The 19191-nt window shown below is 47.4% G+C and carries 10 protein-coding genes; 8 read left to right on the top strand and 2 right to left on the bottom strand.

The features are described 5' to 3' along the window. Window positions 1-35 precede the first annotated feature (35 nt). A complete protein-coding gene (locus tag AC1DLI_RS06375; protein ID WP_477600710.1) occupies window positions 36-1265 on the top strand; it encodes an argininosuccinate synthase in 1230 nt (409 codons plus the stop codon). A gap of 26 nt (window positions 1266-1291) precedes the next feature. Beyond that, entirely contained in the window at window positions 1292-2707 is a 1416-nt protein-coding gene (gene argH / locus AC1DLI_RS06370; protein ID WP_477600708.1) for an argininosuccinate lyase, read from the top strand. Between the two features lie 202 nt (window positions 2708-2909). Here argH and AC1DLI_RS06365 read toward each other — a convergent pair whose 3' ends face one another. Further along, window positions 2910-4364 (bottom strand): VanW family protein, encoded by a 1455-nt coding sequence (locus AC1DLI_RS06365; protein ID WP_477600706.1) that lies wholly within the window; start codon window positions 4362-4364, stop codon window positions 2910-2912. 203 nt (window positions 4365-4567) lie between these two features. Here AC1DLI_RS06365 and ftsE point away from each other — a divergent pair, with 203 nt between their 5' ends. The 5 genes from ftsE (at window position 4568) to AC1DLI_RS06340 (ending at window position 10582) form a co-directional block, all read left to right on the top strand. Further along, window positions 4568-5254, top strand: a complete 687-nt coding sequence (ftsE, locus tag AC1DLI_RS06360) for a cell division ATP-binding protein FtsE (protein ID WP_477600704.1) — start codon at window positions 4568-4570, stop codon at window positions 5252-5254. Continuing rightward, on the top strand, window positions 5244-6161 hold the full coding sequence (ftsX, locus tag AC1DLI_RS06355) for a permease-like cell division protein FtsX (protein WP_477600702.1): 918 nt from the start codon (window positions 5244-5246) through the stop codon (window positions 6159-6161). The genes ftsE and ftsX overlap by 11 nt, the downstream gene beginning before the upstream one ends. 12 nt (window positions 6162-6173) lie before the next feature. Continuing rightward, window positions 6174-7433 carry a murein hydrolase activator EnvC family protein gene (locus tag AC1DLI_RS06350; RefSeq protein WP_477600700.1) on the top strand — a complete coding sequence of 420 codons (1260 nt, stop codon included), beginning with the start codon at window positions 6174-6176 and terminating at the stop codon, window positions 7431-7433. A gap of 181 nt (window positions 7434-7614) precedes the next feature. Continuing rightward, window positions 7615-9072 (top strand): S41 family peptidase, encoded by a 1458-nt coding sequence (locus AC1DLI_RS06345; RefSeq protein ID WP_477600698.1) that lies wholly within the window; start codon window positions 7615-7617, stop codon window positions 9070-9072. A gap of 205 nt (window positions 9073-9277) precedes the next feature. Beyond that, complete coding sequence (locus AC1DLI_RS06340) at window positions 9278-10582, top strand: serine protease (RefSeq protein ID WP_477600696.1); 1305 nt, start codon at window positions 9278-9280, stop codon at window positions 10580-10582. Window positions 10583-10645: 63 nt separating this feature from the next. Here the strand turns inward: AC1DLI_RS06340 and AC1DLI_RS06335 are convergent, their stop codons facing one another. After that, a complete protein-coding gene (locus tag AC1DLI_RS06335; protein WP_477600694.1) occupies window positions 10646-17608 on the bottom strand; it encodes an SdrD B-like domain-containing protein in 6963 nt (2320 codons plus the stop codon). Between the two features lie 372 nt (window positions 17609-17980). Between AC1DLI_RS06335 and AC1DLI_RS06330 the strand changes: the two genes are divergently transcribed. Next, window positions 17981-19144, top strand: coding sequence for a response regulator (locus AC1DLI_RS06330; protein ID WP_477601173.1), 1164 nt, complete (start codon window positions 17981-17983; stop codon window positions 19142-19144). Window positions 19145-19191: the final 47 nt, after the last annotated feature.

The following is a 19191-nucleotide window of genomic DNA, read 5'->3' as shown; positions in this document are numbered from 1 at the left end:
ATATGAATTCATTCGAAGGGAAGTAAAATACTACTATGGCAAAAGAAAAAATCGTGCTCGCCTATTCAGGCGGCCTGGATACATCGGTTATCCTCAAATGGTTGAAAGAAACATATGACGCTGAAATTATCGCATTCACGGCTGATATCGGCCAAAAGGACGAGCTTGACGGCTTGGAAGCCAAAGCACTCGCAACAGGCGCTTCCAAAGTATACATTGACGATCTTCGCGATGAGTTCGCAAAGGACTTTATCTATCCGATGTTCCAAGCAGGAACATTGTATGAAGGCCAATACCTGCTCGGCACATCGATTGCCCGCCCGCTTATCGCAAAGCGTATGGTTGATATCGCACGTGCGGAAGGCGCGGCTTATATTGCGCATGGCGCAACAGGCAAAGGCAACGACCAAGTTCGTTTCGAGCTGACTGCTGCCGCGCTTGCTCCGGAGATCGGCGTTATTGCTCCTTGGAGACTTGAAGCATTCCGCGAGGAATTCCCGGGCCGTGCTGAAATGATCGCTTACGCGGAAAAACACAACATTCCGGTTACCGCATCCGCTGCGAAGCCGTATTCGACTGACCGCAACCTGCTGCATATCAGCTTTGAGAGCGGCATGCTGGAAGATCCTTGGTTTGATCCAAGCTCCGAAGAGAACGAGAGCATGTATGTGCTGAGCGTTTCGCCAGAGAACGCGCCGGATAAAGCCGAATATGTCGAACTTACTTTTGCAGAAGGCAATTGTACGGCAATTAACGGCAAGGAGCTTAGCCCGCTTGAGGTGATGGATACGCTCAACGAGCTTGGCGGCAAGCACGGCATTGGACGTGTTGACATGGTAGAAAACCGTTTCGTCGGCATGAAGAGCCGCGGCGTATATGAAACACCGGGCGGAACGATCTTGTTCACCGCTCACCGCAAAATGGAATCCTTGACTATGGACCGCGAGGTTATGCATCTTCGTGACTCCTTGATTGCAAAATACAGCCAGCTTGTTTATAACGGCTTCTGGTTTGCACCAGAGCGTCTTGCTCTGCAAGCATTGGTAACAGAATCACAAAAGAACGTGAGCGGCGTCGTTCGAATGAAGCTTTATAAAGGAAACGTTATCGGAGCAGGCGTGCAAAGCCCGGTTAGCTTGTACAATCCTGACATTGCAACGATGGAAGCAGATCCGTCAAAAGCATACGATCAAGGCGACGCGACAGGCTTCATCCGTCTAAATGCATTGCGTCTGAAGGTATCCTCTGCTGTCAGCAATAAATAAGCTTTACAAGGGAGTGTAACGAACCAGTGAGTAAATTATGGGGCGGTCGTTTTACGAAAAAAACGGACCAATTGGTAGAGGAATACACAGCTTCGATTATGTTCGACAAAGAGCTGGCTGAAGAGGATATTCAAGGCAGTCTGGCTCATGTAACGATGCTGGGCAAGCAGGGCATACTTCCAGCCGATGACGTGGAGAAGATCAAGGACGGTTTGCACCGCGTCCTTCAACGCATTAAACGCGATGATATTGAATTCACTATTGGCGATGAAGACATTCATATGAATATTGAGAAAACACTGATTGACGATGTAGGCTCGGTAGGCGGCAAGCTGCATACGGGTCGCAGCCGGAATGACCAAGTGGCAACGGACATGCATTTATGGCTTCGCAAACGCGTTGTTGAGTTCGTTGATATGCTCTATAAGCTGCAATTCGCGCTTATCGAGCAAGCGAAAGCGAATATCGACACGATTGTGCCGGGTTATACGCATTTGCAGCGCGCGCAGCCGATTCTATTCGCTCATCATTTGATGGCGTATGTATCGATGTTCGGACGTGATATTGAACGTCTGCAGGACAGCTACAAGCGCATCAACGTGCTTCCGCTTGGAGCGGGTGCCCTTGCTGGGACTACCTTCCCAATCGACCGCCATTTCGTAGCCAGCCAGTTGAAGTTCGACCGTGTGTATGAGAACAGTCTAGACGCGGTCAGCGACCGTGACTTTATTGTTGAGTTTCTAGCGGACGCTTCGATCATCATGATGCATCTATCGCGTTTAAGCGAAGAACTTATTCTTTGGTCAAGCACGGAGTTTCATTTTGTTGAGCTGGATGATGCGTTCTGCACAGGAAGCAGCATTATGCCGCAAAAGAAAAATCCGGACGTTCCCGAGCTTGTTCGCGGCAAAACCGGACGGGTTTACGGTGATCTTGTTGGCTTGCTGACGGTGCTCAAATCGCTGCCGCTTGCTTATAACAAGGATATGCAGGAAGACAAAGAAGGTATGTTCGACACTGTGAAGACGCTGCAAGGCGCGCTTCAGTTGTTCGCTCCGATGATCGCGACGATGAAGGTGAACAAGGAACGCATGCGTCAAGCGGTCAATCAGGATTTCTCGAACGCAACGGATATTGCCGACTTCCTCGTTGGCAAAGGCTTGCCTTTCCGCCAAGCGCATGAGGTGATTGGCAAAACGGTATTGTATTGCATTGAGCAAAACAAGTACCTGCTGGACCTTACGCTAGAGGAATTCAAGCAGTTCTCTTCACTGTTCGACGATCGTATCTATGCCGTGCTTCAGCCAGAGCAGGTCGTGAATGCGCGTAACGTCTACGGCGGTACGGCAAAAACGCAGGTTCAGGATGCAATTGGACGCGCGGAGCTTGCTCTAGAGCAAACGGCAGCATGGGTAACCGAATATTTAGTGCGCAGCAGATAAGCAAAATCGCATTCATCAGCAATATAATAGAAAAGCAGTTCGGCAAAGCCTGTGCAGGCTTAGGGCCGAACTGCTTTTTTTTGAAATATAAGAAAGTAGGAATTTTAACCTTATACGATGCTTAAATTTCACCGCGAAACGAGCTTTTACCGCCAAGGATGGCGTCAGCCGTTTACGCTTGACCTAAAATTTAAGCAATAGCTTATTGAATGCCATCCTCCAGCAGCGGTTCAGGTGTACTTGGTGTAGGCGTCGGCGTTGCCGACGGACCGTTGCTGCCTTTAAGCGGACCCACTTCGATAACGGTAGGCTGCGCCTTGTAAGTATCACGTGATATGCGATCTCGTGACACTGTTTTGCCATCGCGAAGAAGAATGCGGTAAGTTTCGACAACAAAACCTTGTTTGCCTTGTTCAACGGTGACCTTTTGACCCGGTGATAATTTGGGATTTCTAACCTCCTGAACGGTGGGATTTATCGTCTTCAGAGTAACGGAATCGATATCATATCTCACATCCGCGTCCATCGTACCGAACAGCTTGACGGTGAGCGTGCGGTTCTCCACTGTAGTACGGATTATGAGATGTTTGCCCGTCGTATTTTTGAAACGGAAGTTAATCGCTCCGCCCGCGTAGGTAGCATCCTGTCCAATAGGCAAATAAGCAACAGGCAGCGAGTGGTTGCGGCGTTCAACAATTTCTAGGCCGGCTCGAAGCGCCGCATTGTATAGGGTGCTCGATACCTGACAAATCCCGCCTCCGATGCCCGGAACTAGCTTTCCGTTCAAAATAACCGGAGCCTCGCGATAGTCGTACAGCTCCTCGGCTCTCTCGATCAGCTTGTTGTAGTCGAATATTTCATTAGGTGCGAGCTCCCAATCGTTAAGCGCCTCCGCAGTGATGGTTACGTTATGGGCACGTCCCTCCGCGCTCGTCTTGAAATCGGTGGAAAACTCAAGGATTTTTCGCTCGATCCCCTCATCCTTTAATAGATCAAGCGTGAGCTCAGGATGAATGGTGGTAACGGGCAATGCAGCTGTAAATGATTTTTCTACCGGAGCCCCGATTTGCTCCTTCTCCAGAACAACCCACTCATCGACCTTTTCAGTGAGCTCTCTAGTATCCAGGCGGTAGGCATCGACATGAGGCTCATAGATGACCTTATCCTCCTTTGTAATGGTTCGTGTAGCATTTTTGGTTTCGTTCTTTTCAATCCAGCTCCACTGCTTGCGGACAGCGGCATCGAAAGCCTCAGGTTTCCAGCTCTGCAAAAGCGCATACGATTTCTGGAATTGATACCGGTAGACAGCGCGATCCCATATATCTCCTTCGCCAAGCTTTTTTAAGGCTTTGCGGGCTTCATCGAATTTTGCCGTATAACCGAGCTCGGAGACGGTCCATTGCTTGCTGTCGCTCGCCGCAGCAGTCGCATGAATCGTTATCGTGCGCTCACGCAGCGATTTCTCATATTGATCGAGCAGATCCACGGCTTCCTGCACGGGCAGGCCGCCAATTTGTATGCCGCCTGCATCCACCTGCTCAGGAACGGTTTTTTGAAGCGCGTAATTCCAGACAAAGCCCCAACCGACAGCTGCAATAAGCAGCAGCGAAGCGATGACGATAATACCAATGTGTATACGTTTGACGATACGAATCACTCCTTTCTGCGCGTTTAAAACAAGGCAGTCTTACATGTATATGCTGCATACCTTGTAATTTTGTCTATAGCGCAGTCAGTGCCTGATTCGACAAATGACTTTTCGATGAGATTTGTGAAAAATGAGGAAAGCCAGCTTCTTATGAAGGAATTCAGCACAAACTGTCGAAATAGTATTACTGACTATAAACAGGATGTGATAATGTGATTGAGATGCAAGACATATGGAAAACGTACACCGACGGAACGCATGCGTTAAGAGGCGTCTCTGTTCGTATAGATCGCAATGAGTTTGTTTATTTAGTAGGACCATCAGGAGCAGGTAAATCGACATTTATGAAATTGATTTATCGTGAGGAAGTACCGACTAAAGGCCAGCTTTCAGTTAACGGATTTAATATCGGTAAGCTGAAGCCGCGTAAAATTCCGTTTGTTCGACGAAATATAGGCGTTATTTTTCAGGATTTCAGACTACTACCCAAATTAACGGTGTTTGAAAACGTCGCTTTTGCTATGGAGGTTATTGAAGCGCCGACTCGCGTCATCAAGAAAAGGACGCTGGAGGTGCTTGACCTCGTCGGTCTGAAGCATAAACATGCGAGCCTGCCCGCGCAGTTATCTGGCGGCGAACAGCAGCGGGTATCGATCGCGAGGGCGATTGTAAATAATCCCACCGTAATTGTGGCGGACGAGCCTACTGGAAACTTGGATCCAGAAACATCGCTCGGCATCATGAATCTGCTCGAAGAGATCAATTTTCGCGGTACGACTATCGTAATGGCTACTCATAACAAGGATATCGTTAACTCTATGCGCAAACGCGTCATTGCAATCGAGAACGGCAATATCGTACGTGACGAGGCTAGAGGGGAGTACGGCTATGAAACTTAGAACCGTAACCCGGCACCTGCGAGAAGGCGCCAAAAACATCATTCGAAACGGATGGATGTCTTTTGCCTCGATGAGCTCCATTTTTATATCGTTGTTCATTCTCGGCATCTTTTTATTGCTGGCATTGAACGTTAATCACATGGCTGCGCAAATCGAAAGCCAGGTACAAATTCGCGTGTTCCTTCAACTGAACGTCGATAAAGCGAAGATTACGGAGCTTCAGAATAAAATCGGCAATCTTACCGAGGTAAGAAAAGTAACGTTTGTGTCCAAAGCAGAGGGACTGGAGCTGCTGCGTAAAAACTTGGGTGAAGATAATAAAGATCTATTAGATGGTTATGAAAATGAAAAAAATCCGCTGCCGGATTCCTTCACGGTGGAGGTTTATGAACCGCAAACGATCGATGCTGCAGCGAAGCAGATCGAAGCGATCAATAAAGCAGATGAGCTAATACCTATTGCTAAAGTCAAATATGGGCAAGGCACAGTTGAGACATTATTTAAAATTACAAATGCCGTGCGTTACATTGGTATCGTCGTCGTCATTGGTTTATCGGTAACAGCCATGTTCCTTATCTCAAACACGATTAAAATGACCATCATTGCTAGGAGACGGGAAATCGGCATCATGAAGCTGGTCGGAGCTACGAATTCATTTATTCGCTGGCCGTTCTTCATCGAAGGCGCCTTAATTGGAATCATAAGCTCGGTTATTACAACGATAGCCGTATTGCTCAGTTATTCGCAACTGGTAAAGATTACCCAAATGGAATTATCGCTCATGATGATTAAGCTGGTTACTTTACAAGAGTCGGGCCTGTTGACTGCTGCACTGCTTATCGGTCTGGGAACAATTATTGGAGTTTGGGGCAGTACGATTTCGATACGAAAGTATTTGAAAGTGTAGGTGGATGCACACGTGAAGAAGAGGAAATGGCTATTATTTATCGCTACGATGATGCTTACGGTATTTGTATTACAACCAACAGGAGGAGAGGCAGCTTCTCTTAGTAATATCAAGAAACAAATTGCAGCCGCGAAAGCGGAAATGAGGGCAGCGGAGCAGCGTGCTGCCAAAGCGGAGCGGGAAGCAGCGAGCGTGCATCAGCAGGCGGCGTCGGCTAAGAACGAGAAGGTCGGTATTGAAAGCAAGAAGACGGAAGCTGAAGCTTCCATTACGAATCTGATGGCAGAGATTGATAATGTCGTCATTAACAAAACAAAAACACAAGCGCAAAGCGATGCAAAGGAAGAGGAACTGCTGCAAACCGGACTTGAGCTGGAGCAGGCCGAAGAACGCGTTCAGACACGGGATGAGCTTTTGCAATCACGCATGCGCCTTATGTATACAAACGGATTTGTTTCCTATATGGACGTGCTGCTAAGTGCGACGAGCTTTACTGATTTTATTGATCGTTTTGATGCGCTCCAATCGATCCTTTCACAGGATCGCGACATCTTAGCTGAGCAAAGAGCGGAAAAAGAGCTCGTAGCGCTTAAGAAGGTAGAAGTAGAGAAGCAGTTTGCTGAAGTTAAGGCAATCTATGTGAAGCTGGAGCAATATGAGGCGCATTTGGTAAAGAAGGAACAAGAAAAAGAAGTCATGATTGCCAGCTATAACAGCAATATCAAACAGCTCAACAGCAAGCTTCAACAGATTGACAGCACGCTGGAGGAGCTTGAAGGAATAAGCGAGGAGCAGGAAGCTTTGCTCATGGAGCTGGCGGCGAAAGTATCCAAGCTGAATGCCCAGAAAAACAGCATTTCAAATCCCTATTCTGGCGGGAAACTGGGCATGCCAATTAGGGATAGTTATCGGGTAAGCTCAAACTTTGGCACAAGGGTTCATCCGATTACCGGTAAGAAGCATACGCATACGGGGATAGATTTTGCCGCCCCGCAGGGCACGGATATTTATGCAGCCGAGGATGGCGTCGTTCTAGTCGCGCAAACATGGAGCAGCTATGGCAACTGTGTCATTATCGATCATGGTAACGGCTTGTGGACGCTTTATGGGCATATTCGCAATGGCGGAATCAAAGTCGAAAAGGGCGAGAAGGTTAAAAAAGGCCAGAAGATTGCCGAGGTGGGCAGTACGGGCAACTCGACAGGACCACATTTGCATTTTGAGGTGCGCAAAAACCAAACGCCGGTTAACCCAAGCAGCTATCTAAAATAAGCAATCATTCATAATTTACATTCAGAGGCAGCCCATGTGGCTGCCTTGTTTGAAATCTAAGATCGTATAAACACGAAATGATCATCTTTACCGGTTGAGACAAATAATTGTAAGCGGGTTGTCATATACTAGGGTGGTCTTAAATCTAAGACCGTGGAAGATGAGAAGGTGGTGTAGACAGGTGCATTTCAAAGGACGTACAGTATTCGCGTTCGTTATGCTAACGATGATAGCGTCAGTACTCGTTACGCTGACGATCGCGGATCAAACGATTAAGCCCGATAAGTACTCGAAGCCTGCTCTCTCAGCATCGGCAGCCGATGAGGGCGAGCGTTTTAGGCTGAAAGAGGACGAGCTGAAGAAGCTTAACGCGGTGCTAGAATTAATCGAAACAAAATATTATCAAAAAGTCGATCGCCATGAACTGCTTGATGGTGCAGTGAGCGGAATGATGTCTTCGCTGGATGATCCTTACTCCGTTTATATGGAGAAGGACGTTGCGCAGCATTTTTCAGAATCGATTGAAGGCTCATTCACGGGCATCGGCGCTGAAGTTACACTCGAGAATGGACGGATCGTTGTCGTTTCTCCAATTAAGGGTTCACCGGCTGAACGCTCTGGTTTACTCGCAAAGGACGTGCTGCTATCGGTAAACGGAGCGAAGCTTGACGGCTTGAATTTGCAGGATGCTGTCGCCAAAATCCGTGGCCCCAAAGGAACAAAAGCAAAAATCCAGGTGCAGCGGGCAGGTTTCTCGGAGCCGATACAGCTCGTACTCATCCGCGATGATATCGATGTGGAAACCGTGTACGGCAGTCTGCGTCCCGACGGGACAGGCATTATTGAAATTAGGCAGTTTTCTTTGCATACGGCGGAACGCTTTAAGCAAGAGCTTGCTAAGTTAGAGGAGCAAGGGATGAAGGGCCTCGTGCTGGATGTGCGAAACAATCCGGGAGGTGTGCTGCCGGTTGTCGTGGAGATCGCCCAGACCTTCTTGCCGAAGGGCAAGACGGTGGTCCAGGTGGAGGACCGGGAAGGGAATCGGGAGAAGACGCTGTCTGAGGGACAAAGCAAAACGTACCCGATTGCTGTTCTTATGAACAATGGCAGCGCCAGCGCATCGGAGATCTTAGCGGGCGCTTTGCAGGAAAGCGCGGGAGCGAAGCTGGTCGGCGAAACTTCATTTGGCAAAGGCACCGTGCAGGTGAGTTATAATAAAGCTCTCGGAGACGGCAGCTTATTGAAGATGACCATCGCTAAATGGTTAACGCCAAACGGCAATTGGATCCATGAAAATGGGATTAAGCCTGATATTGCTATTCAGCCACCTGACTTATATACAGTAGCCAGACTTGCTCTTGCTGAGACTCTGAAGCAGGATACACTGGGCGAACAGGTGCGCAGCGTACAAATTATGCTGCACGGGCTTGGGTACGAACCGAAGCGCGAGGACGGCTATTACGGAGCGGAAACGGCAGAAGCCGTGAAAAAATTCCAAACGGAGCACAGCTTGCCGGCTACGGGACAAGTCGATAAGCAAACCGGAGAGGCTCTCGAGAAAGCTGTTATTAAATGGATACAGGATGAAAAGAACGACACGCAGCTGCATGAGGCAATTAAAGCGGTAAGCAGGAAATGATCAAGCGGTGTCGAATGAATAAGAGGTTGACTCTGTTTAACGGAGTCAGCCTTTTATTTATATATAAGTATTAATCAGTTTCACAGTATAAGTGTGTTTATATCTCTCTGCGAAACGAGCTTATGCCGCCAGAGGACGGATACAGCCGTTTACGCTTGTTTAATGCTTAAAAGGGAAATGCGGAACGAGCGAAGGAGTGTTAGCTTTGGAAACGGCGATCGAGTTACTGGAAATGCTCGGGAAAGCGGCTGTCCAATTAGTTGCACAGCCATTTTATTATATTGCGGTATTATTCATTATTTTACAATATATGAGGCAAATTCGGATGGAACGGCAAATGTTTGCGGTTAAGCTGCACAATTGGCCAAGCCTGGTTTTTAAAGCGATGTTGGCTGGTTTGCTGATTGGTTTAGCCGTGTCTTTAGCAGGAGCGTTCATCGGCGTAACCTTAACTGGATCGACAGTGATGTGGCTGTGGGCGGTTGCGGCCGTTCTCATGATTATACGGATTCGATATTTGTGTTTTGCGTATAGCGCGGGGGTCATTACTCTTCTTCAATGGCTCGTTGGATGGACTTCGTTAGCCGAGAGGACAGATTGGCTAGGCTCCTTAACTGCATCACTTGCAAACATTGATACAGCAGGGCTGCTCGTTCTGGTAGCATTGCTTCATTTGGCCGAAGCTGTGCTTGTTCGCTGGCAAGGGGATCGACTGGCAACGCCGTTATTTCTTGAAGGAAAAAGAGGCAAGCTCATCGGCGGTTATATGCTGCAGGGCTTTTGGCCTGTTCCGCTTCTCATGTTAGTGCCGACTAATGGAGTCGGAGCATCAACTTCAGTATTGCCCTGGACGCCGTTATTTGGAGCTGATTGGTCACAGGGTTGGTCATTCGTAGCTTTGCCCATGATCATTGGCTTTACGGAAATGACAAGATCATTATTGCCTCGCGAAAAAGCAAAACATGCAGCCAAAGGGCTGCTTCTGTACAGCGTATGCTTAGCGGGCGCAGCTATTTTAGCTTGGTGGCAGCCACTGCTGCTGCCGCTAGCGGCATTGACGTCGCTGCTGATGCATGAAGCTATTATTTGGAGAAGCCGTTCCAGGGAAGCGGCGCAATCCCCATTGTATGTCAATGACTCGCGCGGCTTGCGGATACTGGGCATCGTACCAGGTACGCCTGCCTCAGCAATGGGTCTCGTTACAGGCGAGATTTTGCATAAGGTGAACGGAATGCGCGTAAGAACAAAACAGGATCTGTATGAGGCGCTCGTTCAAAACTCCGCATTTTGCAAGCTTGAGGTTTTAAATCTGGAAGGTGAGCTGAAGTTCGCGCAGCGGGCGAGATTTGCTGGCGAGCATCATCAACTGGGTGTCATTCTAGCCCCGGATGAACAGGCTAACTATTATGCTTCGGCTGGGCCAGCTTCATTGCTGGAGCTGCTTCGCAGCTATCATGCCTCTAATCGGCGCGAGGCGCATTCGGAGAAAGCAGAGCGCCTAAGTGAATAAGCTGCTTATAAAAGAAAATAGACTGTATACGGGCCAAGATCGGCCGTATACAGTCTGTTTTTTTTATGCCTTCTTGCGTTTGAAACGAAGTGCCACTCCTAGAATAAGCAAGCTCAGGCCTAGAAGCTGCATGAGCAAGTAGCTTTGCTCGCCCGTTTTTGGAAGGGTAGGAACCGAAGGGGTAATGTTGATACCGCCTTGTGGTACTTCGACGTCAATCTCAAAGAAAATTTCTTCTTCATTTCCGTCTTTGTCCTTCACAATAATCGAGAAATTATCCTTTCCAGAGTAACCAGGATTAGGCGTATAAATCCAATTGCCTTTGTCGTCGATGGTGACAGTACCGTGCTCCGGTTTTTCACCGACGCTTGGCTTGCTGTCTTTTGGAACATCGACATGGCCTTCAATCGGTTTATCCTGTTCTGTTGTTTCATGCTCTACAGGAGGTTTGCCTTCATCTGGCTTTGATGGCTCGCCTGGTACGCTTGGTTCACCTGGACCTTCAGGATTAGGCACTCCTGGTGTAACTGGCGGTAAAACAGGTGGCAGTACAGGTGGCAATACCGGTGGATTAGGAGCTGTATATAAGCCCAGATCAATGGTTAGATCCTCCCAGCCTAGCGGAGCATTCTCGCCAATGGTTATCTCTTTGGTGTAGCCTTCTATGATAGCGTTGGAATCCTCCGCAGCCGATACTCCTACTGCCTCCGAGGTTGTTGGAACATAACCTGCAGGAACAATAAATTGAACATAATATTGACCGTTTAAAAGATGCTCAAATAAATAATATCCTGGATTGCCATCTAGATCGTTAGCTGTTTTGGTTTGTTCAAGGAAGTTTCTATCCTTATCGAACAGCTTAACGATGACATCGTTAAATCCACGTATAGCCAACTCGTCTTGCTTTCCGTTCACATTGCTGTCATACCAAACGTAATTACCGATTTTCCCCTTAGCAATCAGACCCAAATCGATGCTGTGATCAACCCATCCTTCGGTATGCCCGATCGTGATGACGGATGTTGTAATGCCTGCATCAGTTGTGTTGGAGTCGAGAGCGGTGTCAGTACCTGCTCCAGCAACGGTCTTCTCGTAATCAACCGGTATGACGAACTGTACGAAATAATTGCCTTCCCGCAAATTATCGAAAAGATAATAGCCAGGCTTGCCATTCTGGCCGGTTGTCGTTGTTGTTACCGCATAAGGAGCACCGGCTGCATTGTCTTTGTATAAGTTGACTGTGATGCCGTTAACGCCCAAAGCTTCGCTCTCATTTTGTATGCCGTCGCGGTTGCGGTCGAGCCATACATAATTACCGATCTCGCCTTTTGCGATCAATCCTAGATCAATGCTTGAATCGATCCATCCCGCTGTTTCACCGATTTCGATTTTTGCAGTGGTGTGGGTATTGTTCGTCGCGTTCGAATCGGTACCATCGTTTCCGCCGTTCTCCGCAGCCGTTTTTTCATAATCTGTCGGAAGAACGAATTGCACATAATAATCGCCTTCCAGCAGCTCTGTGAAGCTATAATAGCCAGGTTTACCGCTTGGATCATTAGCGGTTATGGTCTGAGTTGCGGGAATACCGGTAGCTGTACCCTTGTAGAGCTTAACGACAACGCCGTTAATGCCCTCCGCATCGGTTTCATTTTGAATGCCGTCGCGGTTGCGGTCATGCCACACGTAATCGCCGAGCTTACCGATACCAACGAGACCTAGATCGATCGTAAGGTCATGCCAGCCGTTTGGAGCTGCTGTACCAAGCTCGATGACCTGAGTAAGGCCATTCTCGGTTGGATTAGAATCATTTGCTCCAGTTGTACCTGCTGCTGATGCTTGCGTAAGACCAAAGATGCTTGGTACTTCGAATTCCACGTAATAGCTGCCGCCTACGAGGTGCTCGAACAAGTAGTAGCCAGGATCGCCAGAAGAATCATTTCCTGTTACGGTTTCTTCAAGCAGCACTTTGTCTTTATTGTAAAGCTTCACTTTAATGCCGTTGACGCCGTTCTGTTCGTCCTCGTCTTGCTTGCCGTTGTTGTCGCGATCAACCCATACATAGTTTCCGATACTGCCGTTCCCAACCAGACCCAAATCAATCGTATGATTGATCCAGCTTGTTGATTCGCCAATTACGATTTGCTGGGTGACGCCATTATTGTTTGTAACATTGGAATCCGTACCGGATCCAGGTACGCTTCCTTCAACGGTTTTACTGTAATCGTCAGAAATAACGAATTGCACGAAATAGCTGCCTGACAGCAAATGATCAAAGAGGTAGTAGCCGGGTTTTCCGCTGCTATCATTTACAGTTGTCGTCGTTGCTATAGGCGTACCGCCTGCGCTATCCTTGAACAGCTTCACGACAATTCCGTTCATGCCGTCTTTTTCTTGCTCGTCTTGAACGCCGTCACGATCGCGGTCCAGCCATACATAATTGCCGATTTCACCGCGAGGGTAAAGGCCAAGATCGATCGTCGGATCATCCGGTTCGGTGATTGTAAGTATAATGGCATCTGTTTTTCCATTGTTGTCAACTGCATTGGAGTCATTCTCGCCCACCGTTGCAGTTGAATCTGTCATGTCATAATCTTGCGGAATGATAAATTGTACGTGATAGGTTGCGAAAGGCAATCCTTTAAATGAATAATGACCTGCTTTGCCAGCCTTATCACGAGTAAATGTCGTAGCGATAACAACATTGTTGGAATCCAGCAGTTTCACGGTGATACCGTTAATTCCGTTTTCTCCCGGGTCTTGAATGCCATCCTCATTAAGGTCAAACCATACATAATCGCCAATGGACCCACGAGCATCGGTTGTAACCGGAATTTCATGTGTATCCGTCACAGGTGGCGTTTCTGCTGGATCAGCCGTAACCGTATTAACGATAGAAGCGGAGGCAGCATCAGTCGCCGTGAGTTGGTACGGATAAGTAATTTCAATCGATTTACCGGAATCTAACGACGGAATCGCCGGAATGCCCGATACCTTTGTATCCGTAATAACGATATTCGTTAGTTTGCTGCTGCCTGTGTTGGTTACAGTGACGAGATAATCGATCCAATCTCCCTCATCCGAGCTTGATGCAGCAGTTCGGCTACTTGTTTTTTCTACTTTGACGCCAGCGGTCGGAATGCTTGCTTGATCATCTAACGGATCAGGTGATTCGTTGTAGAAGATAGTGGCCTTGTTATCTAATTCCGTAAGGTCAAAATCGTTAGCTGTAACGGTATAGGCTCCTTCAAGCACAAGCTTCTCGCCTGGAGCTAATTTCTTGATGACAACATACGGTGCAGGACCGGAATTGCTCACACTAGAAATAATATCAGGACGTGAATGGCTGTTTCCGTTTATTGCGATGGAAGAACCGTTGTAGGTCAATTTATTAAAAGCAAATCCATCTTGATTACGGTCCAGTGTATCCATCACTTTAATGTTGTGTAAGGTAACGGACGATGTGTTTGTAAATTCAATTGCATAGTGAACTTGATTGCCGATAACGGCATAATCCGTTGTTGGAGCTGCCGATGAGGAGCCTTTTGCTACAGTTGTAATCTTTTTTTCGATAGCAGCAGAAGGATATGAAGGCGTTACAGCCCCTTCCTCAACAAGACCTAAGTCAATAGTAAAGTTTTTAATTTTATCTGCGGATAAAACATTGATTGTAATCGTATCCGTGCGATATGGCGTAAAATTGCCCACTTGTACAAGCTTGTCCGTTTTGTTGGAATCCGAGTTATTTAGATGAGCAGGATCTGCTCCCGGTGCGTTAGAAATCGTCGGAGTATATTGCTCCGGCAGAACAAACTCTACTTCATATTGACCGGTAGGAAGTCCTTGGAATAGATAGTAACCAGGTTTACCATTTTGATCATACCCTGTAATCGTTTCTTTAATCGGCGTGGATCCGCCAGGGTTATATAGGTTTACCTTGATGCCGTTAATCCCCGCGCCTTGACCGCTGTCTCCATCGTACTGCTCATTCTGAAGGCCGTCGCGGTTGCTGTCGAACCAAACGAAGTTTCCGATTTCCCCCAGCGGCACATGTTGATTGGCCGGATGAACGAGGAATCCTACTTTATTGGGCTCCGCAGGCAGCATGACTTTGTTGCTTGCTCCGCTAGTTGCTTGAATAGCGAACGAGTTCCAAGCTACCTTGCCGGATTGCGTACCGACTGGCGCGTTCATTTCCCAGTCCAAAACGATATAGTCTCCAGGAGCTAAATCGTTAGCGTTGTCACTGCCCTTGATATTTGTAATCTCAAAATAAAGAGACTGAATATCCGTTAGATCATTGCTGGCATATTGGGCTTGATTAATCCAGCCGTTTTTAATGCCAGCTGCATTAGCGAAATTGACGACTGAATTTTTGTCTGCCGAAAGGCTGTAATAAACTCGCAGATCATAGGTAACCGTCTTAGATGGTCCTCCGCCCTCTGGGGTATACGTAAAGGTCTTACCGGTTCCCGAGGTGGGGGTGGTTGCGAGATTCGGACGCCATTCAGAGCCACGGCCCGTTTCTGCCAATAATGCTTGATCTCCGATGAAAGGCAGGATATCGAGTGCATCTACTTTCGATAAGCGAGTATTGCCGCTGTTTTGAATAACAAGCTTGTAATCGGCTGATCCTCCTTCATAAGTGGAGCTGAATCTTGGGAATTCTGTGTATTCAGTATCTCCTACAACACGGTCGAAAGGAGTGTAAGGAATAGACGGAGGTCCGCTGTAACCGCCAGAATTTGTTACATCAAAAACAGGTGTTAGTTCGCCTTTATTCCATTTGGCAGATTTAACAACGGCTGCGAGGCTTACGGTTACAGGAGCGCTTGCGTGCACGTAATAGCGCTCAACAGGATCATTACTTGGATTGAAATTAAACGTCGTTCCTGAAATCCCGCTATTGGCTGCTGCCCATGCAGTGAAGCTTGATGGGTCATGCTGCGTTTTGTTTCCATCATGCCAAAATTGCACGTTGCTTGCTTCAGTTGAAGCATAAACGTCATTGATATAGCTAGATGAAGCAAGTGTGCCTGCACGAACCTTGCCTTTGTAAGTAATCGTCAGTGTGGTGCCTGGATCTAAAGAAAGACCAGCTGGCCAAGACCATTTAACGAGTGTTCTGTTATTGACGTCTGCAAGCTTTTCTAAAGTAGGTTTGACAGCGCTAGAAGGCAAACCGCTAATGGTAAATGAAGCAGCAAGCGCGTCAATTAGCTCCGTTTGCTTTGGATCAGTGTAGTAATCAAAGCTCTCAGGCAGTAAATCATAGATGACAGGATTAACCCAAGGACCTGTTGCATCCCATTTGTTGCTCACCGAAATGGTGAATGGAACAAGGCTGAGCGGGCCGTAGAAAGCGCCTCCTGGTTGATTTGCTTTGGTAGCAGTCAGCCAAGGCTTGGGTTCATTAATCAAGAAAGTTGCTGCAGCCTTGCCTGGCGTTTGCGGTTGGTAAGACCAGATACCGCTGTTAGCGGATGTTTCTGTTAAAGCCTCATATGTGACGATCGCACAGTTCTTGATTGTGTCGCCTTGCTCAACATTAGGATTGTTATTCACGATAGCCGCAGCACCGCAAGCTGTATTTTCGCTGGATCTTGTTCCTGTCGCAGCGGGCAATACCTTACCTTTGATTTCAATGTTTTTGATTTCTTCCCCAACCGGAAGCGAAGCGAAGGTCCAAGATACGCTTACCAGTGAATCATTTGTCGGCACTTCAAGGTCTCCCGCTGAGCCGATTGTGATTTCACTGCCTGCAGCGGCTTTTTCGAGCGCATTGCCGTTAGCATTTGGCGTAACAGTCGTTGAACCGCTATTCTTCAATACATAAGTGAAAGAGCTCCACGACTTGTTTGGCATCTTCAATTTTGTATACTGCAGCTCGGACGGTAATGTATCCGTAAGTACAATGTTGCGAAGCTCGGAGTTCACGCCCGGACCTGAATTTGTTATCCCGCTGATTAAAAATGTTTGTTCTTGCCCGTGCCAGCGATAATCAAAGGTTCGGTTTTTCGTTACTTGTCCGCCTCCGGAAACAGGAGGGCCGAATTTGGTTGTTACATCCGTTTCAGGCACCGTTACTTCGCCCTCGACCGGACCTTCAATCGTATAATTTGTAATTTCGAGATGGTTTGTTTTATCGATTGGGCCTGTCCACCCTAAATCGGCTGGGAAGGTAAGCTTAACGCGTGCCTCAAACTTTTGCCCGGATTCTAATCGAGTGATTTCCCATGTAATCGTACGGTTAACAGTGTCAATGACAGGTGTGACACTGGGTCCTGTTACATGAGTAATATCGGCTAAGCTGACGGTTGCCCCAGCCGGATAAGTATCCACAAGCGTAATAGATGTAAGGGCGCCGGCAGGTGATACATTGCCCTTTTGAACGGGATTGATCCCAATGTTGTAGGATATTTCTCCGCCGACATTAGCGACACTGCCTTTATAACCCGTGCTCTGGGTTTTGAATGCCGCCCATTTGTCATAGGTGGATTGAATGGGTGTAGGAGTAGGTGTTGGCGCCGGTGTCGGGCTTGGCGTAGCATCTGCGGAAATGGTGACGTCTACACTGCTTGAGCTGCTGCTGTTTGAATTTGTGGTATCTGTAGCTGTAGCGGTGTTCGTCTTAAGCACTGGTGAATTGGTATACGTATTGCCTACCTTTACAGTAATATCAATAAGTAGAGATTCGCCAGGCTCGAATGATCGGGTTAGACTTACCGCATTGCCTGTGTTGCTGGCGCCTTCTACACCAATTACAGTAAAAGGAGCTGGAACGACGTCCTCGATTCTCAGTTCCTTGCCTAACGAAACGGTGCTGGAGAGAGCTACTTTAATCGTGTAGACAAACTCATCTCCGACATTTACAGTGGATTTGCTTGCGGTTTTGATGATCGTAAGCCCGTCAATCGGCGTGCTCGCCATAACTGGAGCCGCGAAGGGCAGCAGCGCTGTTTGCAACAGCAAGGCGAACAGAATGATAATAGGGAGAGTACGACCTTTCCGCATGTTCTGAAATCGCATGGTTTCTTTCTTCCTTCCTTTCGGTATGTATTTACTTGTGCATGCAGCAGGATGACACATCATTCCAGGTAAACGAGAGCAAACCAGGATCAGCCTGAAATAATGAAGTCAAGAAAACGGATGGTTTCGAACAAATGAAAGCTCCGACCCGTCAGATTTCGTCAAGGCACGACTTTATTTGCATCTTGATTAGTATATAAATGCCATCTGTACATTTTCTGAACAATCTAGTTCTTAAGGTTCATATTTTTTTGTCCAAACATAAACGAATGACCTATATATGCCGATATAAATAATTGGAAGAATTTAAATCTTATACATATCAAATAGTAATTTTTCATGACAGATATAGGAGTGAAGCAAGTGAAGGTGATGATAATAGACGATGAAAGACTGGCACTCGTTCAGCTGGAACGCATGCTTAGCCAATCCATCGAGCTGACGGCAATCGACATGTTTCAAAGCCCTTTGCTAGCGGTGGAGCAAGCGGGCAGGCTGCAGCCTGATGTCGTATTTTTAGATATCCATATGCCTGAAATAACCGGGCTTCAAGCCGCGGAGCTCATTCAACAGATTTGCCCTCAGGCGGAAATTGTTTTTGTAACGGCGCATGATGAATATGCCATTAAAGCCTTTGAATTGAATGCGGTGGATTATGTGCTTAAACCTCTGCAAAAATCTCGTATTCAGAAAACGATTGAACGGCTGGTAAGGCGCAGAGAAGGAAAGCAGCAGCCAAAGACAGGCGAGGATCAAGGGCAGAAGATATTTTGCTTCAAAACGTTACGTTTCCAATCGCTGGGACAATCGGCTCAGCTTCCGAGATGGCGTACGTCAAAAGCACAGGAGCTTTTTTTATACTTGCTTCATCACCGCAAGCAGCTTGTTCATAAGTCAACGCTGCTGGAGCTGTTTTTTTCCGATATGGATATGAAGCGGGCAATGACTCAGCTCTATACGGCAATTTATCAAATCAGGCAATGCTTGCAAAAAATGCACATGGAGATCGTCATACAAAACTCGAGTATTCATGAGGGCTATATTCTCGATATTGGGCAAGTTGTTTTGGATACCGAGCGATGGGAGCAAGAGCTGGAGAAGCTGGGCGGACCGGCATCGCGGCATCGGGATCAAGTATGGCAGCTGCTTGAAGAATACGAAGGCGACTACTTGCAAGACTATGGATATGTGTGGGCTGAGCATGAGCGGGAACGCCTGCGCCAGATTTGGCTGAACAACGCAAGGCAGCTGGCACAGCATAATATGGAAAGTGGAGAAAGCAGGCCAAATGCGCTGCTATTATATGAAAGAATCCAAACGGCGGACCCTTATAATGAAGAGGAAGGACTCATCTTAATGAAACTTTATGATGAGCTGGGCCATTACGATAAGGTTGCGGGTCATTATGAGCGGCTTAATCAAACGTTATCGAAAGAGTTGGGTGTGGACATTTCTTTTCAGTTGAGAGAATGGTATGAACAATGGTGTGAGCATAGAATCGGGAAAGAACGGCTGTCACGGGCAAGCTTGGTTTGAGGTGCGGCCGTTCAAATGGGAATACGCCAGGGTGAATCGTTTAAGGA

The sequence above is a fragment of the Paenibacillus sp. 01T443 genome (genome assembly GCF_056398325.1).
Note: the sequence above shows the minus strand (reverse complement) of the source record. Positions and strands in the feature narration are given on the sequence as shown.